This is a genomic window from Allobosea sp. GW823-FHT01F03, assembly GCF_058798075.1.
On sequence record NZ_CM179505.1, the window covers coordinates 42206 to 68245 of the forward strand.

Annotated in this window: 24 protein-coding genes; 10 read left to right on the top strand and 14 right to left on the bottom strand. The window is 68.3% G+C overall.

Annotated features, from left to right (window positions below):
* Positions 1-85 precede the first annotated feature (85 nt).
* Positions 86-1891: a translation elongation factor 4 gene (lepA, locus tag AC3RCC_RS00210; protein ID WP_291635806.1), complete on the top strand. Its 1806-nt coding sequence runs from the start codon at positions 86-88 to the stop codon at positions 1889-1891.
* A gap of 89 nt (positions 1892-1980) precedes the next feature.
* Positions 1981-2316, top strand: coding sequence for a hypothetical protein (locus AC3RCC_RS00215; protein WP_492257237.1), 336 nt, complete (start codon positions 1981-1983; stop codon positions 2314-2316).
* Positions 2317-2371: 55 nt separating this feature from the next.
* Here the strand turns inward: AC3RCC_RS00215 and AC3RCC_RS00220 are convergent, their stop codons facing one another.
* Entirely contained in the window at positions 2372-2983 is a 612-nt protein-coding gene (locus tag AC3RCC_RS00220; RefSeq protein ID WP_291635810.1) for an HAD family hydrolase, read from the bottom strand.
* 207 nt (positions 2984-3190) lie between these two features.
* Here AC3RCC_RS00220 and msrQ point away from each other — a divergent pair, with 207 nt between their 5' ends.
* Positions 3191-4099: a protein-methionine-sulfoxide reductase heme-binding subunit MsrQ gene (msrQ, locus tag AC3RCC_RS00225; protein WP_291635812.1), complete on the top strand. Its 909-nt coding sequence runs from the start codon at positions 3191-3193 to the stop codon at positions 4097-4099.
* A gap of 4 nt (positions 4100-4103) precedes the next feature.
* On the opposite strand, the gene AC3RCC_RS00230 is transcribed toward msrQ, so the two are convergent.
* From AC3RCC_RS00230 to AC3RCC_RS00240, 3 genes are all read right to left on the bottom strand, one after another.
* Positions 4104-5363 carry an allantoate amidohydrolase gene (locus AC3RCC_RS00230; protein WP_492257238.1) on the bottom strand — a complete coding sequence of 420 codons (1260 nt, stop codon included), beginning with the start codon at positions 5361-5363 and terminating at the stop codon, positions 4104-4106.
* Positions 5364-5441: 78 nt separating this feature from the next.
* Entirely contained in the window at positions 5442-6188 is a 747-nt protein-coding gene (locus AC3RCC_RS00235; protein WP_492257239.1) for an SDR family NAD(P)-dependent oxidoreductase, read from the bottom strand.
* A gap of 107 nt (positions 6189-6295) precedes the next feature.
* Positions 6296-7753: an undecaprenyl-phosphate glucose phosphotransferase gene (locus AC3RCC_RS00240; protein ID WP_291635817.1), complete on the bottom strand. Its 1458-nt coding sequence runs from the start codon at positions 7751-7753 to the stop codon at positions 6296-6298.
* Between the two features lie 340 nt (positions 7754-8093).
* Between AC3RCC_RS00240 and AC3RCC_RS00245 the strand changes: the two genes are divergently transcribed.
* Together AC3RCC_RS00245 and AC3RCC_RS00250 are read left to right on the top strand one after the other, a co-directional pair.
* On the top strand, positions 8094-8897 hold the full coding sequence (locus AC3RCC_RS00245; RefSeq protein ID WP_492257240.1) for a WecB/TagA/CpsF family glycosyltransferase: 804 nt from the start codon (positions 8094-8096) through the stop codon (positions 8895-8897).
* Positions 8894-9799, top strand: a complete 906-nt coding sequence (locus tag AC3RCC_RS00250; protein ID WP_492257241.1) for a DUF6492 family protein — start codon at positions 8894-8896, stop codon at positions 9797-9799. Before AC3RCC_RS00245 ends, AC3RCC_RS00250 begins: the two co-directional genes overlap by 4 nt.
* Before the next feature lie 13 nt (positions 9800-9812).
* Here the strand turns inward: AC3RCC_RS00250 and AC3RCC_RS00255 are convergent, their stop codons facing one another.
* On the bottom strand, positions 9813-11042 hold the full coding sequence (locus AC3RCC_RS00255) for a lipopolysaccharide biosynthesis protein (RefSeq protein ID WP_492257242.1): 1230 nt from the start codon (positions 11040-11042) through the stop codon (positions 9813-9815).
* A gap of 122 nt (positions 11043-11164) precedes the next feature.
* On the opposite strand from AC3RCC_RS00255, the gene AC3RCC_RS00260 reads away from it, so the two are divergent.
* Both AC3RCC_RS00260 and AC3RCC_RS00265 read left to right on the top strand, forming a co-directional pair.
* Positions 11165-12232 carry an endo-1,4-beta-xylanase gene (locus AC3RCC_RS00260; RefSeq protein WP_492257243.1) on the top strand — a complete coding sequence of 356 codons (1068 nt, stop codon included), beginning with the start codon at positions 11165-11167 and terminating at the stop codon, positions 12230-12232.
* Positions 12233-12288: 56 nt separating this feature from the next.
* Positions 12289-14676, top strand: coding sequence for an exopolysaccharide transport family protein (locus AC3RCC_RS00265; protein ID WP_492257244.1), 2388 nt, complete (start codon positions 12289-12291; stop codon positions 14674-14676).
* 21 nt (positions 14677-14697) lie between these two features.
* Here AC3RCC_RS00265 and AC3RCC_RS00270 read toward each other — a convergent pair whose 3' ends face one another.
* Complete coding sequence (locus AC3RCC_RS00270; protein WP_291635829.1) at positions 14698-15717, bottom strand: glycosyltransferase family 2 protein; 1020 nt, start codon at positions 15715-15717, stop codon at positions 14698-14700.
* Positions 15718-15922: 205 nt separating this feature from the next.
* On the opposite strand from AC3RCC_RS00270, the gene AC3RCC_RS00275 reads away from it, so the two are divergent.
* Positions 15923-17104 carry a glycosyltransferase gene (locus AC3RCC_RS00275; RefSeq protein WP_492257245.1) on the top strand — a complete coding sequence of 394 codons (1182 nt, stop codon included), beginning with the start codon at positions 15923-15925 and terminating at the stop codon, positions 17102-17104.
* 21 nt (positions 17105-17125) lie between these two features.
* Here AC3RCC_RS00275 and AC3RCC_RS00280 read toward each other — a convergent pair whose 3' ends face one another.
* The 3 genes from AC3RCC_RS00280 to AC3RCC_RS00290 are packed head-to-tail and all read right to left on the bottom strand — an operon-like array spanning position 17126 to position 18878.
* A complete protein-coding gene (locus AC3RCC_RS00280) occupies positions 17126-17410 on the bottom strand; it encodes a type II toxin-antitoxin system RelE/ParE family toxin (protein WP_492257246.1) in 285 nt (94 codons plus the stop codon).
* Positions 17411-17467: 57 nt separating this feature from the next.
* Entirely contained in the window at positions 17468-17722 is a 255-nt protein-coding gene (locus AC3RCC_RS00285) for a ribbon-helix-helix domain-containing protein (protein ID WP_291635835.1), read from the bottom strand.
* 55 nt (positions 17723-17777) lie between these two features.
* A complete protein-coding gene (locus AC3RCC_RS00290) occupies positions 17778-18878 on the bottom strand; it encodes an AbrB family transcriptional regulator (protein ID WP_492257247.1) in 1101 nt (366 codons plus the stop codon).
* 241 nt (positions 18879-19119) lie between these two features.
* Here AC3RCC_RS00290 and AC3RCC_RS00295 point away from each other — a divergent pair, with 241 nt between their 5' ends.
* Positions 19120-20214, top strand: coding sequence for a DMT family transporter (locus AC3RCC_RS00295; protein ID WP_492257248.1), 1095 nt, complete (start codon positions 19120-19122; stop codon positions 20212-20214).
* 31 nt (positions 20215-20245) lie between these two features.
* On the top strand, positions 20246-21181 hold the full coding sequence (locus AC3RCC_RS00300; protein ID WP_291635840.1) for an acetamidase/formamidase family protein: 936 nt from the start codon (positions 20246-20248) through the stop codon (positions 21179-21181).
* 67 nt (positions 21182-21248) lie between these two features.
* Here AC3RCC_RS00300 and AC3RCC_RS00305 read toward each other — a convergent pair whose 3' ends face one another.
* The 5 genes from AC3RCC_RS00305 to trpA form a co-directional block, all read right to left on the bottom strand.
* Positions 21249-22088: an aldo/keto reductase gene (locus AC3RCC_RS00305; RefSeq protein ID WP_492257249.1), complete on the bottom strand. Its 840-nt coding sequence runs from the start codon at positions 22086-22088 to the stop codon at positions 21249-21251.
* A gap of 121 nt (positions 22089-22209) precedes the next feature.
* Positions 22210-22632 carry a hypothetical protein gene (locus AC3RCC_RS00310; RefSeq protein WP_492257250.1) on the bottom strand — a complete coding sequence of 141 codons (423 nt, stop codon included), beginning with the start codon at positions 22630-22632 and terminating at the stop codon, positions 22210-22212.
* 58 nt (positions 22633-22690) lie between these two features.
* A complete protein-coding gene (locus AC3RCC_RS00315; protein ID WP_492257251.1) occupies positions 22691-24013 on the bottom strand; it encodes a bifunctional folylpolyglutamate synthase/dihydrofolate synthase in 1323 nt (440 codons plus the stop codon).
* Between the two features lie 82 nt (positions 24014-24095).
* Positions 24096-24998 (bottom strand): acetyl-CoA carboxylase, carboxyltransferase subunit beta, encoded by a 903-nt coding sequence (accD, locus tag AC3RCC_RS00320; protein WP_291635849.1) that lies wholly within the window; start codon positions 24996-24998, stop codon positions 24096-24098.
* 129 nt (positions 24999-25127) lie between these two features.
* Positions 25128-25994 (bottom strand): tryptophan synthase subunit alpha, encoded by an 867-nt coding sequence (gene trpA / locus AC3RCC_RS00325; RefSeq protein ID WP_492257252.1) that lies wholly within the window; start codon positions 25992-25994, stop codon positions 25128-25130.
* Between the last annotated feature and the right edge of the window lie 46 nt (positions 25995-26040).

Genomic DNA, 26040 nt, shown 5'->3' on the forward strand with positions numbered 1-26040 from the left:
CCGCTGGCCCTGCCCCTGCAAGGATCATTGCGCAGAGCCATTGCAAACCCTTGGCGCAACCCGCGCGCACTGCTATCTGCGGCCGATGAGCACCCGCAGCTTCGACAACATCCGCAACTTCTCGATCGTGGCCCATATCGACCACGGGAAGTCGACCCTCGCCGACCGGCTGATCCAGCAGACCGGCACGGTCGCCGCACGCGACATGAGCGAGCAGATCCTCGACTCGATGGACATCGAGAAGGAGCGCGGCATCACCATCAAGGCGCAGACCGTCCGGCTGGATTACAAGGCCAAGAACGGCAAGGATTACATCCTGAACCTGATGGATACGCCCGGGCACGTCGACTTCGCCTATGAGGTCTCGCGCTCGCTGGCCGCCTGCGAGGGCTCGCTGCTGGTCGTCGACGCCTCGCAGGGCGTCGAGGCGCAGACGCTGGCGAATGTCTACCAGGCACTCGACGCCAATCACGAGATCGTCACCGTCCTCAACAAGATCGACCTGCCGGCCGCCGATCCCGAGCGGATCAAGGAGCAGATCGAGGATGTGATCGGCCTCGACGCCTCGGACGCTGTGCCGATCTCGGCCAAGACCGGCCTCAACATCGAGGGCGTGCTCGAAGCGATCGTCGAGAAGCTGCCGGCGCCGAAGGGCGACCCGGACGCCTCGCTCAAGGCGATGCTGGTCGATTCCTGGTATGACGCCTATCTCGGCGTCGTCGTCCTGGTGCGCATCATCGACGGCGTGCTGAAGAAGGGCATGTCGATCCGGATGATGCGGGCCAATGCCAGCTATGGCGTCGACCGCGTCGGCGTGTTCAAGCCGAAGATGACCGAGGTCAAGGAGCTCGGCCCCGGCGAGGTCGGGTTCTTCACCGCCTCGATCAAGGAGGTCGCGGACACCGCGGTCGGCGACACCATCACCGATGACCGCAAGCCGGTCGCCGAGCCGCTGCCGGGCTTCAAGCCGGTGCAGCCGGTGGTGTTCTGCGGCATCTTCCCGGTCGACGCCGCCGATTTCGAATTGCTGCGCGGCGCCATGTCGAAGCTGCGCCTGAACGATGCCTCCTTCTCCTATGAGATGGAGACCTCGGCGGCGCTCGGCTTCGGCTTCCGCTGCGGCTTCCTCGGGCTCCTGCATCTGGAGATCATCCAGGAGCGGCTCGAGCGCGAGTTCAACCTCGACCTGATCTCGACCGCGCCCTCGGTCGTCTATCATCTCAAGCTGCGCGACGGCACGGTGCTGGAGCTGCACAACCCGGCCGACATGCCGGATGTGATGAAGATCGAGGCGATCGAGGAGCCCTGGATCCGGGCGACGATCTTCACCCCCGACGAATATCTCGGCTCGGTGCTGAAGCTCTGCCAGGATCGGCGCGGCCTTCAGATCGATCTCGGCTATGTCGGCAGCCGCGCCAAGGTGGTCTACGACCTGCCGCTGAACGAGGTGGTGTTCGATTTCTACGACCGGCTGAAGTCGATCTCGAAGGGCTATGCCTCCTTCGACTACCAGATCACCGATTATCGCGAGGGCGACCTCGTGCGCATGTCGATCCTGGTCAATGCCGAGCCGGTCGACGCGCTCTCCATGCTGGTGCACCGTACCAGGGCCGAATCCCGCGGCCGCGCCATGTGCGAGAAGCTCAAGGAGCTGATCCCGCCGCATATGTTCCAGATCCCGGTGCAGGCGGCGATCGGCGGCAAGATCATCGCCCGCGAGACGATCCGGGCGCTGCGCAAGGACGTGACCGCGAAATGCTATGGCGGCGACGCCTCGCGCAAGCGCAAGCTCCTCGACAAGCAGAAGGAAGGCAAGAAGCGGATGCGGCAGTTCGGCCGCGTCGAGATCCCGCAGGAAGCCTTCATCGCCGCCCTCAAGATGGACGACTGAGAACCGCAGGCCGCGCGCGAAAGCACGCGGCCTGGAACCAAAAGCCCTCCTCGACGTTGATTCTCGCCCTTGGAAGGGAGGACAGCATCGTGGACAGACGCTCTTTCCTCGGAAGCCTGATCGGCGCCCTGGCGGCAGCGGGCTTCGCATCGGCAGGTCTGGCGGCCCAGCCGCAGAAAACCGCGCCGGCAACGCCGCGCCGGCCGGAAGCCGCACCCGAGATCGACGCCGAAGCGCTCGACAAGACCGAGGCCGACTACGCCCAGTACTATTATTACGGCCCCCGACGCCGCTATTGGCGGAGACCGTATTATGGCTATGGCCCGCGCTTTTACGGGCCACGCTACTACCGGCCCTACCCCTATTACCGACCCTATGGCTATCGGCCCTATCGCCGCTATTACGGCCCACGCTACTACTGGTAGCCGCCCCGTCCGAAGCCATGCCCCGGCGCTGCGAGACGCGGCGCCGGGCTTTGCCTCAGAGCGCGGCGCCGAGCGCGCGCAACTCGCCTCTGAGGTCGATCGGCTCGCGGAAATGCACCGCCTGCATGCCGACCGAACGCGCGCCCGCGACATTCTTCTCGCTGTCGTCAATGAAGATGCAGTCGGAGACATCGAGCCCATAACGCTCGATCAGCACATGGTAGATGGCGGGGTCGGGCTTGAGCAGCCGTTCATGGGCGGAAACGATCGCGCCGTCGAAGCTGCGCAGAAAGGGGAAGCGGACCAGGCATTCCGCCCATTTCTCGCGCGAAAAATTGGTGATGGCGTAGACCTGCTCGCCTTTGGCCTTGAGCTCGGCCAGCACCGCGACGCTGTCCTCGATCACGCCCGGCACGGTTTCGTGCCAACGCTCGTCGAAAGCCCGGATCTCACGCTCCCATTCCGGATGCTCGGCAACGAGGAGGGCGACAGCATCCGTCCAGGACCGGCCGCGATCCTGCTCGATGTTCCAGGCGGCCGTGCAGACATTATTCAGGAACCAGTCGCGCTTGGCGTCGTCCGGGATCACGTCCCGGTAAAGATGGAAAGGGTCCCAGCGCAGCAGGACGTTACCGACATCGAAAACCACCTTGGGACTGCGCGACATCGAGCTTCTCCGTTCCGGTGCCGGCGAATCGCGGCTGCACATGCGGCCCGAATCGAAACGCAAAGCGTGATCTATGGGAAGCTCAATCGGCATGCGCCGATGCAGGGCCGGCTCACGACTGCTCACGCGCTTGTGCGCAGAGATGCATGACGCCCGCGGCGAATCTGGCGTATCCGGGTTGCGACCCCGAGGGCAAAGGGAGCGAGCATGGCTCTGATCGAGGCGAGCGACTGGCCGTGGACCGACAGGAAGGGCCGCTTCGATGCGCTCCGCGCCGGCTGCTTCGCGCTGGTGCTGATGCCGGCCGCCTACCTCGCCTATCAGGCCTTCGCCCATCAGCTCGGCTCGAAACCGTGGACGCAGGCGGTGCACGATACCGGTACCTGGAGCCTGCGCATCCTCGTCATCACCCTCGCGGTGACGCCGCTGCGTCGCATCCTCGACTGGAACCGGCTGATCGGCATCCGCCGCATGCTAGGCCTCTCCGCCCTCGCCTATGCACTCGGGCACCTGACGCTCTACTGCATCGATCTCGGCTTCGACTGGGGGCTGATCGCCTCCGAGATCGTCAAGCGCTTCTATCTCGTGGTCGGCATCACCGCGCTGACCGGCCTCGTCGCGCTCGGGGCGACCTCGACCGACGGCATGATCCGCCGGCTCGGTTCAGCACGCTGGCAGCGTCTGCACAGCCTCGTCTACCCGATCGCCATGCTCGGCCTGTTCCATTTCGCCCTGCAATCGAAGATCGACGTGACCCAGCCGGTGCTGCTCGCCGGGCTCTTCGCGCTGCTGATGGCCTATCGCGGCCTCAATCGCCTCGGCATCCAGCCGAGCGTCGCCGCGCTCGCCCTCACCGCGCTCGCGACGGGCCTCGCCACGGCCCTGGCCGAGACCGCCTGGTACGCCTTCGCCACCGGCGCCTCGGCCTGGCTGATCTTCCAGGCCAATGCCGACATCATCGTCTACCAGGACTGGATGGCGCTGCGCCCCGGCCATTGGGTGGCGCTGGTCGGGCTTTGCCTCGCGCTGCTGCATCTCTGGCGCAAGCCCGCGCAGCGGCCGGCGCGGCGCGAGCGTCGCCCCGCGCAGCCGGTCTCCACGGCCGCGCCGGGCTGACGCTTCAGCCCTCGCGGCGCGCCAGTTCCAGGAGGGTCTCGATCAGCACGCGGATGGCGATGCCGGCATCGAGCTCGGTCATGTTCTCCAGCGGCGAATGGCTGATGCCCTTCTCGCAGCGCACGAACAGCATCGCCGCCGGGCAGAAGGCCGCCATCGCCATGGCGTCGTGGCCGGCACCGGAAGGCAGGCGCCGCGCCGTCAGATTGGTGCCGGTGCGGGCGATGCCGGTGGCGAAGGCCTCCTGCAGGCCCTCGTCCATCGGCACGGCCTGCGACTGCGAATAGGGCGCGATATCCAGGCCGACGCCGCGCCGCGCCGCGATCTCGGCGAAGCGCATCTGCACGGCGGCATCCATGCTCGCCAGCGTCTGATTGGCCGGAGCGCGGAAGTCGATGGTGAAATCGACGGCGCCCGGCACGACATTGGTCGCGCCCGGGTCCGGCCGGAAGACGCCGACCGTGCCGACCGCCTGATCATGGCCGCGGGCGATCTCCTCCAGCGCCAGCGCCATCTCGGCGGCGGCGGCGAGCGCGTCCTTGCGCAGCGCCATCGGCACGGTGCCGGCATGGCCGGCCTCGCCGGTGACCCGGACGCGGGCCCGCTTCTGCGCGGCGATGGCGGTGACGATGCCGACCGCCTCGCCAGCGGCCTCGAGCACCGGCCCCTGCTCGATATGGACCTCGAGATAGGCCTTGAGCGAACCCGGCTTGCGGGCGAGGCCGGCAATGCCGGCCGGATCGCCGCCGAACTTCACGAGGGCATCGCGCAGCTTGACGCCGTCGGCATCGGTGCCGTCGAGCCAGTCCTGCCGGTATTCGCCGATCAGGGCGTGCGAGGTCGAAAGATCGGTCGGAAAGCGCACCGTCTCCTCATCGCCGAAGGCGACGACCTCGAGTGCGAAGGGCAGGACGATGCCGGCATCGCGCAGGGCCTGCGCGGCCAGTATGCCGGCGACGACGCCGAGATTGCCGTCGAAGCGCCCGCCATCCTTGACCGTGTCGATATGCGAGCCGATCAGCACCGCCGGCAGGCCGGGCCTTGCGCCCTCGCGCCGGCCCTGCACCGAGCCCGCGCCATCGATGAAGGCGGCGAGGCCCGCGACCTCCATCGCCCCCTTGGTCCATTCCGCCGCCTGGCGATGCGCCGGCGACAGATAGAGCCGAGTCAGCTTGCCCGGCTCGTCGGTGAAGCGGTTGAGGCCGGCGAGCGCCGCGAAGGCGCGGGCGCCGAGCACGGCGGCGGAAGGAAGGGTCGCGGTCATGGCACCATATTAGGAGCGGCGCCGGCCGCGTGGCCAGCACCGTTTGCATTGCGGAAAGGCTTCTGGCCGCGGCCCCGCTCAGTAGGTCGCGCGGCCGCCCGACAGGTCGAAGACGCCGCCGGTGGTGAAGCTGTTCTCAGCCGAGGCGAGAAAGGCGACCATGGCGGCGACCTCGTCGACCTCAAGGAAGCGCCCGCGCGGGATCTTCGAGAGCATGTAGTCGATATGCTCCTGGGTGATCTGGTCGAAGATCCGGGTCTTGGCCGCGGCGGGGGTGATGCAGTTGACCGCGATGTCCTGCGTCGCCAGCTCCTTGCCGAGCGATTTGGTCAGCGCGATCACCGCCGCCTTCGAGGCCGAATACGCCGAAGCCGTCGGATTGCCTTCCTTGCCGGCGATCGAGGCGACCAGCACGAGCCTTCCGTAATTGCGCTTGATCATGCCGGGGACCACCGCCTGGCAGCAATGCAGCGTGCCGTCGACATTGAGCCGCATCACCTTGGCCCATTCGTCGAGCGGGTATTCCCAGGTCTTGCGGTTGGGGCCGGCGATGCCGGCGCTGGTGACCAAGATGTCGACGCTGCCGAGGCGCTTCTCGAGTTCGGCGGCGGCCTCGTTCACGGCGGCGGCGTCGGTGACGTCGATGCCGAGCCCGCTGGCCTCGGCCCCGATCGCAGCCGCCGTCGCCTTGGCCAGCTTGCCGTCCAGATCCCAGATTGCGACCTTGGCGCCGCTCTTGGCGAAACGCTCGGCGACGGCCCGGCCAATACCCTGCGCACCACCGGTGACGATGGCGACCCGGCCGTTCAAATCGATTTGATTCATGAAAACAACGCCCCTCCCTGATGAAGCGGGGGCAATCTAGCGCAAAGCCGGCAGACGCGAAGGGCTGTTTTCAGGGGAGAGGGTTGCAGCGCCGCGATGCCGGCGGCTCAGCCGGCATTGCGGAAGGCGCGCGGGCTGAACAGCGTGCGCAGCAGGATGGCCAGATCGAGCCAGAACGACCAGTTGTCGATGTACCAATGGTCATAGGCCACGCGGCGCGCCATCTTCTCGTCGGTATCGGTTTCGCCGCGCAGGCCGTTGACCTGGGCCCAACCGGTGATGCCCGGCTTGACGTTGTGGCGACGGGCATAGAGCGCGATCTTGCGCTGGTATTCGCGATCATGGGCGAGCGCGTGCGGGCGCGGGCCGACCAGCGACATCTGCCCGGCGATGACATTGATGAGCTGCGGCAGCTCGTCGAGATTATAGCGCCGCAGATGGCGCCCGACCCGTGTGATGCGCGGATCTCCGCGGGTCGCCTGGCGAATCACCGCGCCGTCATCGGTGGTGGTCATCGTCCGGAACTTGAAGATCCGGAACGGCTCCTGGTTGAAGCCATAGCGCCGCTGCAGGAACAGGACCGGCCCCTTCGAGTCGATCCTGATCGCCAGCGCGATCAGCAGCAGCAGCGGCAGGCTCGCCACCAGGATCGCGCTCGCCGCGCAGATGTCGAAGACACGCTTGAACGTGACCTGGGTGAAGGACAGCGCCGGGCGCGTCAGGCGCAGCGAGGCGAGCGAGCCGACGCGCACGATATGCGGATTCTCGAAACGGTCCATGATCGGCTCGGGCGTCATATGGATCGCCACCGGCAGGTTCATGAAGGCGTCGACGCAGGCGTCGATCGTCTCCTGATCGGACCAGGGCAGCGCGATGAAGACCGCATCGGGCTTGAGGTCGCGCGCCCGGGCGGAGGCCGCGGCGAGATCGGCCGTCAGGGCCGCAGCGGGATCGTTGATGCGGCGCGCGTCGCTGCTGCGCAGGAAGGCGACGTCGACGATCGAGAAGCCGATATTCCAGGGCTGATGGCGCGAGACGAAGGACATCACCTCGCTCTCGCGGCCGATCAGGAAAACCCTTTCCGAGGTGATCCGGCCAGTCTTGCTCGCCATCGACACCGCCCGCACGATCCCCGAACGGGCGAGCGCCACCAGCGGAATGCCGGCGAGATAGGTCACGATCACCACCACGCGCGAATAATGGTCGACGATCTTGGCGAGGAAGACGAAGGCGATGAAGGCGACCATCGCCATGTTCCAGACGGTGAAGGCCGAGGCGATCTGGCCCTTGGTCGAGAGGTAGTTGGCGAGCTGGTAGCGCCCGCGCAGCGCGTTGATGAAGACGAAGATCGCCGCGATCATCGAGGCGAGCTCGAGCGTGATCTTGCCGTTGCCGAAATCAGCGTAGGCATAGAGGTGATAGGCGAAAGAGGTGCCGATCACGATCGCCAGCACCATGACCACGTCGACGAGCGCCGTGATCATGCCGATCCAGTGGCGCAGCGAGTTGGCACGTTCATCGGCAGCAGAGGCAGCGGCATAGTTCAGTTCGTTGACGGTCATCATCCAGCGCCTCGCTCCCGAGCGGCCCGGATCGGAACAATTGTCCCGACCGGCGCCACTCGCGGGGGCTGGGTGGCAAGCGCGATGCCGACCTGCCGGCGCGCAAGAAGGCCTCAAAACCTGCCGTTACGGCACGTTTCCGGCATGGTGAGCCTGGAAGCCGGGAACAGGCGTGTCATTTCGGAACACGCCAGGCCCGAACCGGAACGGGGTCGGCCCCGGGCCGGCTGAAGATTCGATTTACTTTGGGAACGGGTTCGCCTTGACCGACCTTGCAAATCCCCCAAGACATGCGCCGCTGGCGTCACCATGGCGACGCATGCTTGCCCGGGCCGAATCCGCGATGAACGCCTTCTCCGCTCCCTACGCACAGCCCCTGGTCGGGCGCATGCCCGCGATCGAGGCGCCGCGGCGGGAGATCCTCGGGGTGCAAGTCGCGGCCCTGACGCGCGATCAGGCGCTGGCTCTGATCGCACGCGCCTTCGACCGGAAGCGGCATTTGCGGCTGGCCTATTGCAATGCCCATCTCGCCAATTTCGCTGCGAACGATGCGGCCCTGCGGGCCGCTCTCTCCAGCTTCCTGATTCTGCCCGACGGAATCGGCGTCGATGTCGCCTCGCAGCTTCTGCACGGGGCCCATTTCCCGGCCAATCTCAACGGCACCGATTTCACGCCGGCCCTGCTGGCGGCGCAGCGCGAGCCGCTGCGCGTGATGCTGCTCGGCGGCAAGCCGGGCATCGCCGAGCGCGCCGCGGCACGGCTGCAGGACGCGCATCCCCAACATGACTTCGCCGTTCTCAGCCATGGCTATTTCTCGGCGGAAGAAGAGGCGGCCCTGCTGGCAAGGCTGGAGTATGAGCGGCCCGATCTCCTGCTCGTCGCCTTCGGCAATCCGCGCCAGGAAAAATGGATCGCCGAGAAGCTCGGGCCGCGCCATTGCAGCGTCGCCGCCGGAATCGGCGCCTTCTTCGATTTCCTGGCCGGCGAGGTGACACGGGCGCCGCTCTGGATCCGGCGGCTGCGGATGGAATGGCTTTACCGACTCTGGCTCGAGCCCGGCCGGCTCTGGCGGCGCTATGTCGTGGGCAATCCGATCTTCCTGCTGCGCGTGCTGCGGCAGAGGCTCACGGGACGCAAGGTCGCGTGACGAATCCCAGTATCGCGATCGCGACCCCGAGCTATGCCGACGATCTCGAGCGTTGCCGGCTGCTCTGCGCCAGCATCGACCGTTTCGTCAGTGGCCACACCATGCATTATCTGCTGGTCGAGGACCGCGACCTTCCCCTGTTCGCATCGCTTGCCGGGCCGCGGCGGCAGGTCCTTCCGGAATCGGCACTGCTGCCGCGCTGGCTCTCCTCCTGGCCCGATCCGCTCAGCCTCGGGCGCCGGCGGGTCTGGACCGGCCCCGGAGCACTGGCGCGCGGCATCCCGCCGCTGCGCGGCTGGCACGCCCAGCAACTGCGCAAGCTCGCCTTGCCGCTGAAGAGCCACGAGGACATCGTGCTCTTCGCCGATTCCGACATGATCTTCCTGCGGCCCTTCGACGTCGCGAGCCTAAGCACGGCGGACGGCGTTCGGCTCTATCGCAAGCCAGGCGGCATCACCCGGGAGATGGAGCGCCATCGCGGCTGGTGCGAGGTCGCGAGCCGGCTGCTCGGCCTGCCGCAACCGGCCTTCCCGAGCGCCGACTACATCAACAATCTGGTGAGCTGGCGGCGCGACAACATCGTCGCGATGATGGCGCGCATCGAGCAGGTGACCGGCCGCGACTGGGTCTCGGCCATCGCCGCCAACCGGCAGTTTTCCGAGTACATGATCTACGGCTACTTCGTCGAAGGCGTGCGCGGCCTCGCCGAGGCCGGCCACTGGCCCGATGCCCACGAGCCCTGCAAGGTCTTCTGGTTCGACGAGGATGTCGCCGATCTCGCAGGGCTGCGTTCCTTCGAGGAGGTGCTCGGGCCCGGCCAGGTCGCCGTCGGCGTGCAATCCTTCACCGGAGTGCCGCTGGCTCGGCTTCGAGCCCTGGCCGAAGCCGAGCCAGGGCGGTGAGGCGAGAAGCCGATCAGCCCGCCTTGCCGAGCAGCCGATAGGTGAAGACCGTCGAGAGCAGGTAGAGCGCGCCGAAGACGCCGTTGAGCCAGAGCGCCCAGCTGCCATCGGCGCCGTGACGCGTCATCACCCAGGCGATCAGCACCGCCTTGAGCGCCGCAACGGCGCAGAGCAGCAGCACGCGCGAGCCGGTGCGCTCGCGGGCGTAGAGCAATTCGGCCTGGTACTCGACGAGATTGCGGAAGGCCGGCACCAGCAGCATCGGCAGGAAGAGATAAGAGGCGAGCGCGACATTGCCGCCGAGCGCGCGCGGGAACAGCGCCAGCAGCAGGATGATCGCGACCAGCCCGCCGATCGAGACGACAGCGATGGCGAGTTCGACCAGGACCTGATGCCGGGCGCCGCCGCGCAGGCCGCGCTCCTGCATGATCTTCTGCACCAGCATCTGGTTGAAGCTGCGCACCGGCATGGCGGTGAGGTCGATGACGCGCATGGCGATGGCGTAGAGCCCGGCGACGCGGTCGCCGGCGAAAGCCAGCATCAGGAGCTTGTCGAGCTCGGCTTGCAGGTAGAACAGGATGTCGGCAGTGCCGGCCGAGAGCGCATCGGCCATCCGCCGCGGATAGAGCGCCGGGACGAAGGCCAGGCGCATTCTGGGCAGGAAGACGAGGAAGCCGATCAGGGCACTCAGCGCCGTCGCCCCGAAATAGGCGAAGGCCCAGCCCTCCAGCGTCGGCTGCGCCTGGAGATAGAAGCCGATCGCGGCCAGCGTGCGCAGGCCCGAGCCGATGACCACCAGAAGCGCCGCCTCGCGGAAGCGGCGCATGCCGTTGTTGACGATGGCGACGAGCTCCACCAGCCGCCAGCCCAGCACCTCGGCGAGGATGATCGTCGCGAAGGGCAGAAGCGCGACCTTGCCGGCGAACAGCAGCGCATAGGCGCCCCAGCTCGCCAGCGCGATCAGCGGCAGCGACAGTAGCCCGAGCACCGCGAAGCCGGCGAGATAGGCGCCGAGCAGACGCGGTTTGACGGTGGCGACCCGGTAGACCGGCGAGACGAAGCCGAAGGCGAGCAGACGCGAAAGAATGACGCCGGTGGCGGAGGCGGTGGCGAAAATGCCGAACTCGCCCAGGGTCAACGTATTCGCAACGATGAGGAAGTAGACAAGGGAGATGACGAGCCGGCCGGCGGAGCCGCTCAGGATGGTGAGGTAGGCGGCGATGGTGGCGCGGTCGGGCGACATGAAGTCCGTTTCGACAGATCGGCTGGCCCGTTCCGTGCCTCTGGCAGGGCGGAGATCGCCCCGTGTCTAGCGCAGACGCGTTGAGCGACCCTAAACGAAACGAGGCTATGCCCGGCCACGACATGAAAGCCATTTCGCGCAGGGATGTACTGGGCGGTGCCGCCGGCATCGCCGCGGCCGCTCTCGCCGGCGACGGCGCCGCCGCGGCACCGGGCCGGGCGCCGATCCCCTATGGCTCGGCGGCTCAGATCGAGACCTTCCGCGCCGATGCGCGCTATCGCGACGCGCTGGTCCGGCTCTGCGACGTCATCGTGCCGATGAACGACCTGAAATGGGAGGCACTGCGCCATGACCGCGCCCGCTTCGATTTTTCCGGGGCGGACGAACTGGTCGGCTTCGCGCTGAAACACGGCAAGGCGCTGCGCGGCCACGCCCTGCTCTGGGGCATGGCCTTGCCGCCCTGGGCCAGGCAGATGGCGAGCCGAGCCGAGGCCGAGCGCGAGCTGACCCGCCATATCGAGGTCGTGGTCGACCGCTACAAGGGCAAGATCGCGACCTGGGACGTGGTCAACGAGGTCATCGCCTTCGAGCCCAAGCCCGGCGAGCCATATCGCGACACGATCTGGCAGCGCCTGCTCGGACCCGATCACATCGAGATCGCCTTCCGCACCGCGGCGCGGGTCGAGCCCAAGGCGCGGCTCGTGCTCAACGACTTCAATTTCGAGGAGACCGGGCCGGGCATCGTCGCGCGCCGCAGGATCGCGATCGATATCGTGCGCCGCCTGCAGGACAAGGGCATCCCGATCCACGGCGTCGGCATGCAGGCCCATCTCTATGCCGAGAATGCGATCGACAGCGAAGGCGTGCAGGGCTTCGTCGCCGATCTCGGCAAGCTCGGCGTCGGGGTCGAGGTCACCGAGCTCGACGTGATCGACTGGAAGCTGCCGCCCGATACCGGACTGCGCGACCGGGCTGCCGCCAAGCTGGTCGCGACCTATCTCGAAGCCGTGGTCGCAGGTGGCAGGCCGAAGGCGATCGTCACCTGGGGGCTGAGCGATCGCCATAGCTGGGTCCACGAGACCTTTCCGCGCAAGGACCCGGCCAGGGCACGGCCCTTGCCGCTCGACGAGGACTACCGCCCCAAACCGATGATGCAGGTGCTCGAACGCTATCGCAGCGGCCGGGCCTGAGTGAATGACCCGGCACCCCGTCCCGAGCCAGCCGGACGCCGACCAGAACGAAACGAGTGAAGCGTAGCCTAATGTTCACCACCGAGACCGCACCCGGCGAGATCGACCGGGCCGCGACGCCGCCGCAGCAGGCGGCCGTCGCGGCACCGGACGCTGCCGGCCGGCCGTCGCTCTCGGTGCTGGCCAATCCGCTCTGGCTGATCGGCACGCTCTGGCGGCGCAAGGGCCTGATCCTGCTCTGCGCCCTGGCCGGCATGATGCTGGCGGCCTTGGCGAGCCTGCTGGTCACGCCGAAATATGTCTCGACCGCCCAGCTCTTCATCGATCCGCGCGATCTTCGCGTGCTCCAGAACGAGGTCTCGCCGACCACGGTCGGCAGCGACCCGACCTCGATCACCGCCTATCTCGAAAGCCAGGCGCGGATCATCGCCTCGGACAGCATCAAGGCGCGCGTCGTCGAGAGCGAGCATCTCGACAAGGACCCGGAATTCGGCGGCGAAGCCAGCCCCGGCCTGCTGTCGCGGCTGTTCGGCGGGACCACGAGCAAGCGCGACGGGATGCTCTACGCCCTCGCCGAACTCGACCGCCGCGTCTCGGTACGGCGTGGCGAACGCACCTTCGTGATCGACATCTCGGTGACCTCGCGCGATCCCGAAAAGGCCGCGCGCCTCGCCAACGCCCTCGCCAACGCTTATCTCGAGGATCAGGCGGCGGTGCGCGACGCCGCCGCCAGACGCGCCACGGAATCGCTGACCGGCCGGCTCGAGGAGCTGCGCTCGCGCCTGCGCGATGCCGAGAACAAGGCCGAGCGCTTCAAGGAAGCCAACAATCTCGCCGCCGTCGGCGGCAAGTCGATCGGCGAGGAGCAGCTCGCGCTCAGCAACGCCCAGCTCGTCGCGGCACGGACCCGGGTCACCGAGGCCAGGGCGAAATACGAGCAGATTGCCCGCACCCGCGCCGCCTCGCTCGAGGCCGGTGCCATTCCAGAGGCCCTCGCCTCCAACACGATGACCGCGCTGCGGGCCCAGCTCGGCGCCGCGCTGAGCCGGGAGGCCGATCTGACCGCCTCGCTCGGAGCCCGGCATCCCGCGCTCTTTGCGGCACAGGCCCAGGTGCGGGACGCCCGCCGCCAGATCGCCGAGGAACTCGGCCGGATCGCACGCGCCGCCAGAAGCGAATATGACCGTGCACTCGCCGCCGAGCAGCAGACCGCAAGCGGCGTCGACGCGCTGAAATCCGGCCAATTCGCCGCCGGACGGGCCGGGGTCGAGCTGCGCGAGCTCGAACGCGAGGTCGAATCCTCGCGCGTCATCTATGAGGGGTTCCTGAAGCGCGCCCGCGAGACCAGCGAGCTTTCCGGCATCGACACCACCAATGCCCGCATCATCTCGCAGGCGATGCCGCCCTTGCAGAAATCCGGGATGTCGCGGCGGACGATCGCCCTGCTCGGCGGCATCGGCGGTGTGGGGCTCGGCGCCGCATTGGCCGTCGGGCTCGCCTTCCTCGGAGGAGCGGCGCCGACACGGCCCGCCCAGCCCACCGGCAGCGCGCGCAGCGCCGCGACGCCGCGCGACGACGGGCCGAAGGCAGCGGCACCCGCTGCGGCGCTGCCCGCCATCCGTCCCATCGAAGCGGAGCCACCCGCTTCGCCGCCGGCCGCAGCGGCGAAGCCCGCCAAGGCTGGCTGGCGGCGCCTGGCGGGGAAGCCCGAAGCCAAGCGTCTGCCCGAGATCCTGGCGACCTCGGCGGCACCCCTGCTCGCGACGCTCCCGGCCGTGCGCCACCGGCGCTGGCGCCGCGAGCTGGAAGAAACCCGCTCGGTCTTCCAGGGCAAGGGGCCGCTCGTCGACGTGCTCGACAAGCCGCAGGCGCGCTTTGCCCGCAGCATCGGCGAGCTGCGGCAGACGCTCGAAGCCGCCGCCGATGGCGATGGCGGCCGCCGCATCCTGATCGTCGGCCTGCGCCCCGGGGCCGGCGCCTCGACGCTGGCCCTGAACCTGGCGCTCGACGCGGCGCTCGCCGGCAAGGCGGCGATCCTGGTCGATTCCGGGCTCGGTACGGCCAGCCTGACCAAGAGCTTCGCCGAGGAGGCCCAGCTCGGTCTCGCCGACATCGTCTCAGGCGCCGCCGGCGTGGTGCGGGCCGCCCTGCAGGACGAGGGGACCGGGCTGTTCTTCCTGCCGCGCCGGGGCCCGACCAGCGCGATCACCGGGGCGAAGATCAGAGGGGACTTCTTCGGCGCCGCCCGGCGCTTCGGGCCGATCATCGTCGATGGCGCAGCGATCGGCAGCGACGAGCTCACCCTGCAATTCGCCGAAGCGGTCGACGATATCGTGCTGGTGCTGCGCGAGGGCGCTGTCGGCCGCGAGGATATGGAGCGCGCCGCCGCGACGCTCGGCGCCCATGCCGGCAAGATCCGCGGCTTCGTCGTCAACGAGGCCTGAGGCGGCGGCGCCCGAAGCGGCTCAGTTCTTCTCGGGCACGCGATACTGCTCGTCGGCGACGCCGAATTCGGTGCCGAGGCGGCCGAGCGCGACCTGGGCATGGTAGAGGCCGATGGTCAGCGAACGGGTGTCGAGGCCGAGCATCAGCCCGCGCAGAGGCGAGGCGGCGAGCAATGCCAGGCTCTTGGCGAGGACGCGCAGCCGCCCGGCCGTACCGGGCCGGCTGCGCCGCTCGATCCGTGCCGAGATCGCGCCATTGCGATAGCCGCGCGCCCGAACCCAGTCGGCTTCGGTGCGCCTGGCCGGCATGGTCTCGCGCTGCACCGCTTCCTGCACCCACCAGAAGCGGAAGCCGGCGGCCATCGCCCGCCTGAAGAAATCGCTGTCGCCGCCGCCGGTGAAGTCGAAGCTCTCGTCGAGATAGGGGAAGCCCAGCGTCTCCAGCACCTCGCGCCGGATCAGGTAGTTGGCGCTGGAATAGAGCATCGGGATCGGCCCCGAGGCGCTGTAATGCGAGCGGAAGATCGGATGCGCGCCAAGCCAGGCGCGGGTCGGATCCTCGAAGCGCGGCGTCACCGAACCTCCGAACAGCTCGGCCGGCGCGCTCGCCGCGGCCTGCAGGAAGGCGGCGAGCCAGCCGGGCTCGGCCTCCTCGTCATCGTCGATGCCGGCGATCTGGCGGAGCGCCGGCAGGCGCGTCAAAGCGCAGCGCCAGGCGGCATTGTAGGCCTTGCAGTTGCCCTGGCGCGGCTCGACGATGACCAGCCCCTCGAACAGCCCCTCGGCGAACAGCGCGCAGGCCCGCTCGGCGCCGGCGCGCTCCTTGCCCTCATTCTCGACGACGATCACCGCGAACGGCCCGGCGCCGCGCTGCGCCGCCAGCGAGCGCAAGGTGCGCTCCAGCATGTCGGGCCGCCGGAAGGTCGGGACGCAGACCACGGTCTCGACATGGGCCAGGATCTCGGGCGCCGACTGCGCCACGATCTCGAAGCTTTCGGAGGCGCCGAAACCTGGCCTCTCCGCCAGTGCCTGCTGTGTCATGCGATCGTCCTCGCCCCGGCAGGAAACCGGTGAACAACTCCCGGGACTTCCATTGTCGTCACAGCATCGCAGCCGATTCGCTTAAGGTTCCGTATGCATGGCACCGCCGTGCCCGGCCTCCGCGATCACATGCCGTTGAGGTTACCGCCCGAGCAGGCTTGACCCGGCGGCCGGCCTGCGCCCTGTTCTCGGCCACGATCCCAGGATGCGGAACACCGTGCGCCTTGCCTTCCTCACCACGCTGATCCCCGTCGCCCGGCCCGATACCGGCTTCGAGATCGCCAATGCCGCCATCCTCGATGCGCTGCGCGCCGCCGGCCATGAGGTCACCGCCTTCGGCTTCTTGCGGCCCGGCGAGGTGCCGGCGGACCCCGAAGGGGCGGTGGTGATCGACGCGGTCGATGTCGAGAACGCCGTCGTCTCGAAAGCGCGCAAGCTGCAATGGCTGGGCAGCGCGCTCGGCGCCGCGCTGCCGGTCGCCTGCGCCAAGCTCAGGCTGGCGGGGCGCGGACGCTTCGTCGAGGCGGTCAGGGCGCGCGGCCCGTTCGACGCCATCGTGCTGAACTCCGTAATGCTGCCCGGCGCCTTTCCCGAGCTGACCGGGCTCGGCCCCTGCGTGCTGGTCGAGCACAATATCGAGCATGTCTCGGCGCAGCAGAACGCCGATCACGCCCGCAGCCCGCTGATGCGGGCGCTGTTCGCGCGCGAGGCGCATCTGCTCGAAAAGATCGAGCGCCGGCTCTGGCAGGAGGCGCGCTTCGTCTGGACCTTGGCCGAGGAGGACCGCGCCACGCTCGGTCCGGAGATGGCCGGGAAATCGGCGGTGCTGCCGCTGGTCTCGGGAGCCGAGGTCGAGCCCTTGAGCATCCAGCCGGTCGCGGCGGCCCATGATATCGGCCTGGTCGGCACCTGGACCTGGGTACCGAACTTCACCGGGCTCGACTGGTTCCTGCGCGAGGTCTGCCCGCTGCTGCCGCGCGATTTCGAGATCGCGGTCGCCGGACGCCTGCCAGCCGACATGCCGCCCGTGCCGGAGCAGGTGAAGCTGGTCGGACGCGTGCCGGATGCGCGCGAATTCCTGCTCTCCTGCCGGACCCTGGCCCTGGCGAGCCGGGCCGGCACCGGCGTGCAGCTCAAGACGATCGAGGCGATGCAGCTCGGCGCCCCAGCCGCAGCGACGCCGCTCTCCTGCCGCGGCTTCACCGAGATCCCCGCGAATTTCCGGATCGCTGACGAGCCGCGGGCCTTCGCCGCAGCGCTGATCGATCTGGTCGGCGCGGCGCGGGCCGGAACCAGCTTGCGTCTCGACGGCGCCGCCTTCATGGCGCGCCAGCGCGCGGCGCTGTCCTCGGCCTTGGAGCGCGGGCTCGCGGCTGCGGCCAACTAAAGATCGTTCAGCCTTGCCGGCCTAGCCTTCATCGCGCTCCCGATAGAGCGCCTCGTAGTCACGGCCGCCATGAAAGATGTTGACGATCTCGACCCTGTCGCCAGCGAGGCGATAGGCGACCACGGTCCGCTTCTCGAACGGGAAGGTCCTCAAGCCTGGCCAGAGGTCGTCGCGCGAGCGCCCTGCATGCGCCATCGAACCGATCTTCTCGCAGAATGCGACGATCCGCGCCACGAAGGCTGCTGCGGTGGCGGACGCCCCACCGGCATCGACGATCCACGCGTGGATCTCGGCAAGGTCGGCCACGGCATGTGGCCGAAAGACGACTTCAACCGGCTCCATTTCACGGCGCGTCCCGCTGGCCTAGCTGAGCTTCGCCAACTGGCTCCGCACCTCCTCGACGCTCAGGCTCGGCCGAGGATCCTCGATGGAGTTTCGCACGCGCGCCTTGATCGCCGCGATCCGCTCAGCCTGTTCTTCGCGGCTGCGTTGCCAGAGCCGGACGGCATCGCGCAGGGCTTCGCTGGTGGAAGCGTACTCGCCCGCGGCCACGCTGGCCCGGATCTCGCGCAGCATCTCCGGCGTCATGGTGACGCTGATCTTCTCGGCAGCTTCCATGTCGACCTCCGTCGTCGCGCCGAAGGTAGCATAAAATCCGATCGCAGGCAGCGTCTCAGGCTTTCGGCTTCCTGCCCCCGAGCATGCCGAAAAGGGGCCCGGCGCCGATCATCACCAGGAAGACCCGGATGATGTGGTGGGCGGCGACGAAGGCGACCTCCGTGTGCAAAGCGAGTGCGATCAGGCTCATCTCGGCGAGCCCGCCCGGCGAATAGGCCAGGATCAGCGGAACCGGCTGGTAGCGCGAGATATGGGCGACCGCGAAGGCGAAGGCCAGCGTCAGCGCAAGCAGGATCAGCGTCGAGCCGGCCGAGATCACGAGGATACGCAGGATCGCCTGCGGCGGCGTCCCGACGAAGCGGCAGCCGATGGTGACGCCGAGGACGAGCTGCGCGAGGTTGACGATCTCGAAGGGCGGCACCGAGTCGCTGAGGCCCGCGACATGCACCGCCGCCGAGACCAGCATCGGCCCGAGCAGCTGCTTCGCCGGCAGGCGCAGGGCATGGGCGAGCATGACGCCGAGAACGCCGCAGGCGATCAGCCAGAACCAGCCGAGCGCCGAGGTCTGCATCATCGAGGGGCCGGAGGTGCGGTTGATGCCGAGCGAGACGCCCTCGAGCCATTGCACGATGAAGGGCAGCGTCATCACCACGAGCAGGATGCGGGCGGAGTGGATCAGCGCGATGGTGCGCGCATCGCCGCCCTTCTCCTCGCCGGTGATCACCATCTCGACGAGGCCGCCGGGCATGCCGGCGAAGAAGGCGGTGACCGGGTCGTAGCCGGCGACGCGGCGGAAATAGCCGACGCAGAAGAAGGCGCAGGCCGCCATGAAGAGCACGAGCCCGGCGAGCGTCGGCAGCCAGTTCGGTAATTGCGCGATCAGATCGGGCCGGAAGCCGGAGCCGAGCATGACGCCGATCACCGCCGACATCGGCGGGCGGATCACCGGCGGAGCCGCGACCGGCGCGCGCGAGATCGCGGCGGCGGTGCAGAACACCATCGAGCCGAGCATCCAGGGCAGGGGCAGGCGCAGATAGGAAAACAGCCAGCCGCCGAGAATACCGAGCGAAAGAGCGAGCAGGAAGCGCCGCCAGGGAAAGCGCCGCGGCGACAATTCGCGCACGCCGTTCGCCATGTCGGCCAGCAGTTCCCGCATCGTCCCGAGTCACCTTGTCCGATCGCCGCCCGAATGCGCGATCCGCGCTGCTATACGCCACAATGGCGGCGCAGGCAGCCGCCCAGCCGAATGACGCCCCTGCCCTGAAGGCGGAGCGGCCGGACGCCAGAACAACCCTGCCATGTGCGCAAGCCCCCTCCTCCGAAACCAGCAAATCGGCGAGAGTTCCCGAACTGGACCAATCATAGGCCGCTGGCGCTGAGCCCGGCTCCGGGCTGCGATGAGCGACGACCGTCTTTCGGATCAGGAGGCCCGCGGCAGCGAGAGCGCCGGGATCGGCGAGCCTGCGCCGCCAGCATCCGAGGAAGACGGCTGTCCGGGCGGCAGCGCCGCTTTCCCCGACATTACGCTGTCACCAGACCCCGCCGGCATCACCCCAGCCGACCCCGGCTGGCTGGCGGCACGCCGCTCACGCATCGGCCTGTGGTGGCGCGGCGCCAGCCCGAACCTGCGCGGCTCGGTCTATATGATCTCGGCGCTGCTGGTCTATGCGGTGATGGTCGGGCTGTTCAAGCATCTCGGTAGCGCGATCCCGCTGGTCGAGACGCTGATGATCCGCCAGCTGATCATGAGCCTCGTGATCCTCGCCGTCGTCGGCCGGGCGCTGCCTTCGATGCTGCGCACCCGTCATCCCGGCCTGCAGATCTTCCGCGGGGTGGTGACGCTGGCCTCGATGCTCTGCGGCTTCAGCGCGCTGATCCACATCCCGCTGGCGCAGGCGACCTCGATCAGTTTCAGCCAGGTGCTGTTCGTCACCATCGCGGCGGTGCTGGTACTCAAGGAGAAGGTCGACAGCCGGCGCTGGGCCGCGACGATCATCGGCTTCGTCGGCATCCTGATCATGCTGAATCCCTCGACCGAAGGGCTGAACTTCTGGGCGCTGATGGCGGTCGGCGGGGCAGTGTTCGGCGCCTGCATCACGGTCAGCGTGCGCCTGCTCGGCACGTCGGAGCGCACCGAGACCATCCTGATCTATCAGGGGCTGGTATTGATCGTCGCCCTGGCCTGGCCGGCCTGGGCCTATTGGGTCTGGCCGAGCGCCGAGCAATGGCTCGCGCTCGTGCTGCTCAGCCTGTTCGGCACCGCCGGGCAATGGCTGATCACCAAGGCCTACCAGGTCGGCGAGGCGGCGGCGCTCGCCCCGCTCGATTTCAGCCGGCTGCTGCTGGCGAGCTTCACCGGCTTCGTCTTCTTCGCCGAGATCCCCTCGCTCTCGACCTTCATCGGCTCGGCCATCGTCATCGGCGCGACGCTGTACACGATCCGCCGCAATGCCCGCAGCCGGGCCGAAGCCGGGCTCGCGCCCCCCGCCTGACAATCGCCCCGCCGCCGAACGAGGCCATGCCATGACCCATCACCAGCTCGATTCCAGCCTCGCCACCTGCCATTGGGGCTATTTCGACGCGAAGCTGAAGCCGGTCCTGGAGATCGAGAGCGGCGACAGCGTCACCATCCGCACCTTGACCGGTGGGCCCGCCCATTTGCCGGAAGGCAATGCGACGATCCCGCCGGAGATTCACGAGATCCATGAAAAGGCCGAGCGCATGGTGCCCGGCCACATCCTCACCGGGCCGATCGCGGTGAAGGGCGCGCGGCCCGGCCAGGTGCTGGAGGTGCAGATCCGGAGCGTGAAGCCGCGCACCGATTTCGGCTACACCATGTTCCGCCCGCTCGGCGGCACGCTGCCGGACGAGTTCGATTACCACGCCTTCCGCTACATCCATCTCGATCGCGAGCGGAACGTCGCGAACCTGCCCTGGGGCATGGAATTGCCACTTGCGCCGTTCTTCGGCGTGATGGGCACCGCGCCGCCGGCGCATTGGGGGCGGGTGACCTCGCTGATCCCGCGCGCCTTCGGCGGCAATATAGACAACAAGGAACTCGTCGCCGGCGCGACGCTCTACCTGCCCGTCTTCGTCGAGGGCGCGCTGTTCTCCTGCGGTGACGGCCATGGCGCGCAGGGCGACGGCGAAGTCTGCATCACCGCGATCGAGACGGCGCTGGAAGGCACTTTCGAATTCCACTTACGCGAGGACCTGTCCTTCGCCATGCCCCGGGCGGAAACCCGGACCCACCACATCACCATGGGCATCGATCCCGATCTCGACATCTGCGCGAAAGACGCGCTGCGCGAGATGATCGGCCTGATCACCGAGCGAACGAAGCTCTCGCGCGAAGAGGCCTATATGCTGTGCAGCCTCGCCGCCGATCTGCGCGTCACCCAGACCGTCAACGGCAACAAGGGCATCCACTGCATGCTGCCGAAGACGCTGGTCGCGTAGCCCCGATCGCGCCCTCCGGTCATCCCGGACGGTCGCCGGGGACGACGTCGCGATTGCTGAAAGAGCGCTACAGCATCGGCAGCGAGCGCCGCCTGCCACGCGGAAAGGCTGCATCGATCCCGGCGATATCGGCCTCGTCCAGCCGCAGCGACAGCGCCCCGGCATTGTCCTCGGCATGAGCGGCCCTCGCCGCCTTCGGGATCGCGAACACCTGAGGGCGCCGGGTCAGGAAGGCGAGCGCCACCTGGCGCGGGCTCGCGCCATGCTTCGCTGCGATCTGCGCCAGCACCCGCCCCTGCGTCGAGCCGGGCTCCGGGAAATCATCCTGTCCGAACGGACTGTAGGCGGTGACCGCGACGCCGTGCTTCTCGCACCAGGGGATGACGGCGTGCTCGATCGCCCGCTCGCGCAGATGGTAGAGCACCTGATTGCAGGTGACGCGGCCTGGCCCGACCAGGTTCAGCGTCTCGTCGAGGTCGTCGGTGTCGAAATTGCTGACGCCCCAGGAGCGAATCTTTCCCTCCTCGCGCAGCGCCTCGAAGGCGGCGAAGGTCTCTTCCAGCGGGTATGAGCCGCGCCAGTGCAGCAGGTAGCAATCGAGCCGGTCGGTGCCGAGCCGCTGCAGCGAGCGCTCGCAGGCGGCGCGCGTGCCGGCCCGCGAAGCATTGTGCGGCAGCACCTTGGAGACCAGGAAGACCTCGTCGCGCCGGCCCGAGATCGCCTCGCCGACGATCTCCTCGGAACGCCCATCGCCATACATCTCGGCGGTGTCGATATGCGTCAGCCCGAGATCGAGACCGCGCCGCAGCGCCGCGACCGCCGCCTTGCGCTCGGAGAGCTCGATGTTCCAACTGCCCTGGCCGATCACGGAAACCAGCTGGCCGCCCTGTCCGAAAGCTCTCTCCATAGGCCCGGCTCCCTTCGATCGCCGGGCATCCTATCGGACACACTCTGGCGATCTCATTCCTTGTTGAAGCATCGGATTCGCCCGAAAAATGGGTTCCACTTTTCGGCCCGATGCTCTGGGCTCAGCGAACCTCGATCGCGAAGCGGCCATGGCGGACCTCGCCATCGGCATAACGCACCTTGACCTCGAAGCCGTCGCGCCCGCGGTAATCCGGCCGCGAGGTGTATTCGAAGGCGAGCGAGTTGCCGACCCGCCCGTCGCAATGAGCATAGGGGCCGGGGCCGTAGACCGCCTCGGCCTTGCGCGTCGCCATCCTGACCTTGCCATGCTCGGGGTCACGGGTCAGCACGGCGGTCGGCCGCTTCACCTGCCGGCACCTTTTGTCCATGGTCATGTAGGTCTGCTGCAGGAAGGTCGGCTCGCCGGCACGGACCCGGTCGACGCTTTCGGCGGCCTGGCCCGCCTCGCCGCCGGAGGTCACGCAGCCACCGAGCATGCTGCACAGAAGGACGATGCCGAGGGTGGTCAATCCGGCAACTGGCATGGTTCTCCTCGGCGCAGCTGGCAGGCGGAACAGGACGATAGAGCCGTTCGCCCCGGCCTCAAACCGGCGGCGTACCATTGGCCTGGAGCACCTCGCCGGCGAGATAGAGCGAACCGCAGATCAGGATGCGTGGCGGCACCGGCCAGTGGCGCGCGGCGATCTCGCGCAGCGCCTGCTCGACCGAGCCGGAGGCCTCCGCCTTGAGCCCGGCGGCGCGGGCGAGCTCCGCCACCTCTTCGGCCGGGCGGGCGGCGAGCTGGTTCTGCATCGGCACGGCGAAGAGCGCGTGCGCCAGCCCCTTGAAATGGCCGAGCGTGGCGCGGCCATCCTTGGTCGAGAGCAGGCCGGTGATCATCACCAGCGGCGCCGGGTTCTTCTCCTCGAGATCGGCCATGGCCTGGGCGAGCACGCGGCCGCCATCGGGATTATGGCCGCCATCGAGCCAGAGCTCGGCACCGGCGGGCACGAGTTCGGCGAGGCGCCCCCGCGACAGCCTTTGCAACCGTGCCGGCCATTCGGCCTCGGTCATGCCGCGCTCGAAAGCGGCGACCGGCAGACCGCCATAGCCGGCGGCGCGCAGCGCCGCGATCGCCGTGCCGGCATTGATGTGCTGGTGGCGCCCGGTAAGGCGCGGCAGGGGCAGATCGAGCAGGCCGTCGCCATCCTCATAGACCAGCCGCCCGCCATCCTCGTGGACGTTGAAATCCTGTGCGCCGATCAGGATCTTCGCAGCGCCGGCGCGCTCGGCGGCGGCCTCCAGCACGGCGGTCGGCTCCGGGCCCTGCGGCGCGATCACGGCCGGGGCGCCGCGCTTGAAGATGCCGGCCTTCTCGCCGGCGATCTTGGCGACGGTATCGCCGAGATATTCGGAATGGTCGAGCGAGACCGGGGTGACCACGGTGCAGGCCGGATGGTCGATGACGTTTGTGGTGTCGTAGCGCCCGCCGAGCCCGACCTCGAGCAGCACGACATCGGCCTTGTGCTCGGAAAACAGCAGCAATGCCGCCGAGGTGGTGATCTCGAAGAAGGTGATGGAATCGCCGGCATTGGCGCGCTCGCAGCGTTCCAGCGCCTCGACCAGCACGCCCTCATCGACGAAGCGGCCGCCACCCGGCCGGCCGAGCCTTATGCGCTCATGGAAACGCACCAGATGCGGCGAGGTGTAGACGTGGACGCTGAGGCCGGCGGCCTCGAGGATCGCCCGCATGAAGGCGATGGTCGAGCCCTTGCCATTGGTACCGGCGACATGGATCACCGGCGGCAGCTTCTTCTGGGGATCGCCGAGGCGCTCGAGCAGGCGCAGGATGCGGCCGAGCGAAAGATCGATCAGCTTGGGGTGGAGCGCCAGGAAGCGCGCCAGCAGCAGGTCGGATGTGCTCATGCGGGTCCGGCCCCCCGGCCGGCGAAAGCATCGCGCCGGTGCGGAGCGGCGGCCGGCGATCCCCGATGCGTCGTGCGAGAGTTCAGTTGGCCTCGAGCGGAAGCGGCTCGGCCTCCGCCTCGGCGTTCGCGTCCGGGGCAGGCTGCCGGGTCAGCAGCCGGCCCAGCCGTGCCAGCGTCGCCGGCAGCTCGTGGCGGTGCACGACCATGTCGACCATGCCGTGATCCTTGAGATATTCCGAGCGCTGGAAGCCCTCGGGCAGCTTCTCGCGGATGGTCTGCTCGATCACGCGCGGACCGGCGAAGCCGATCAGCGCACCCGGCTCGGCGATATGGACGTCGCCGAGCATGGCATAGGAGGCGGTGACACCACCGGTGGTCGGGTTGGTCAGGACGACGAAATAGGGCAGGCCGGCCTTGCGCAGGCGCCGGACCGCGACCGTGCTGCGCGGCAGCTGCATCAGCGAGAGGATGCCTTCCTGCATGCGCGCCCCGCCCGAAGCCGCGAACACGACATAGGGCGTCTTCTTTTCGAGCGCTGTCTCGGCGCCCTTGATGAAGGCTTCACCCGCCGCCATGCCGAGCGAGCCGCCCATGAAGTGGAAGTCCTGCACCGCGATGGTCATCGGCAGCCCCTGGACGCGGCCATAGCCGACCTTGAAGGCGTCGCTCGCACCGGTCTTGGCCCGGGCATCCTTGAGCCGGTCGACATAGCGCTTCTCGTCGCGGAACTTGAGCGGGTCGACGGCGGCCTCGGGCAGCGCCACATCGAGCCATTTGCCCTCGTCGAAGGTCAGGCGCAGCCGATCGGGCGCCTTGACGCGCAGATGATGTTCCGAGCCGGGAATGACGAAGCCATTGGCCTCGACATCCTTGTGGAAGACCATCTGCCCGGAATCCGGGCACTTGATCCAGAGGTTCTCCGGGCTCTCGCGCTTGAACAGCGTCTTGATGCGCGGGCGAACGACTTCGGAAATCCAGTTCATCGGACCATCCTCGAATTCAGCGGGAGCAGCCGGCTCAGGCTCAGGCTGCGGCCCGGCATGATGCCGAAAAATGCGAAGCGATTTTCGGCATCATGCTCTCGATAAGAGTTAGAGAGACGGATTCACGTCTCAGGCCGAAACAGCCTGAGACGATCCGGCTCTCGCGACCGAACGGACGCCGTCGGCAAGCTCGGCGACCAGCGAGGTGACAGCCGAAACCGTCTTTTCCGTGGCCTTGCCCTCGCCATCGAGCGAAAGCCTGACGCGCTCGACCAGGGCCGAGCCGACGACGACGCCATCGGCGCCGCGCGCGATCGCAGCCGCATCGGCGGCGGTCTTGACGCCGAAGCCGACGGCGACCGGCAGCCTGGTGTGCTGCTTGATCCGACCGACCGCATCGCCGACCGCGTCGTAATTGGCGATGGTGCCGCCGGTGACGCCGGTCATCGAGACATAATAGACGAAGCCCGAAGTGTTCTGCAGCACGCGCGGCAGGCGCTTGTCGTCGGTGGTCGGCGTCGCCAGGCGGATGAAGCTCAGCCCGGCGGCGAGCGCCGGCAGGCAGAGCTCGGCATCCTCTTCCGGCGGCAGGTCGACGACGATCAGCCCGTCGACGCCGGCAGCGCGCGCATCGGCCAGGAAGCGCTCGACGCCATAAGCCCAGATCGGGTTGTAATAGCCCATCAGCACGATCGGCGTGTCGTTTCCGGCCTTGCGGAAGCCCTCGACCATCGCCAGCGTCTTCTTCAGCGTCTGGCCGCCCTTGAGCGCGCGCTGCCCGGCGAGTTGGACCGGGATGCCGTCCGCCATCGGATCGGTGAAGGGCACGCCGAGCTCGATGATGTCGGCGCCTGCCGCGGGCAGGGCGTGCAGGATCGCGTTCGCCGTGTCGAAATCCGGGTCGCCGGCCGTGACGAAAGTCACGAGCGCGGCCCGGCCTTCCTTGGCGCAGGCGGAAAAGCGGTTCTCGATACGGGTCTGGCCAGTCTGTGTCATGCGGCTGCGGTTAGCATGGCCGGGCCCGGCTGGCGAGAGGGCGCAG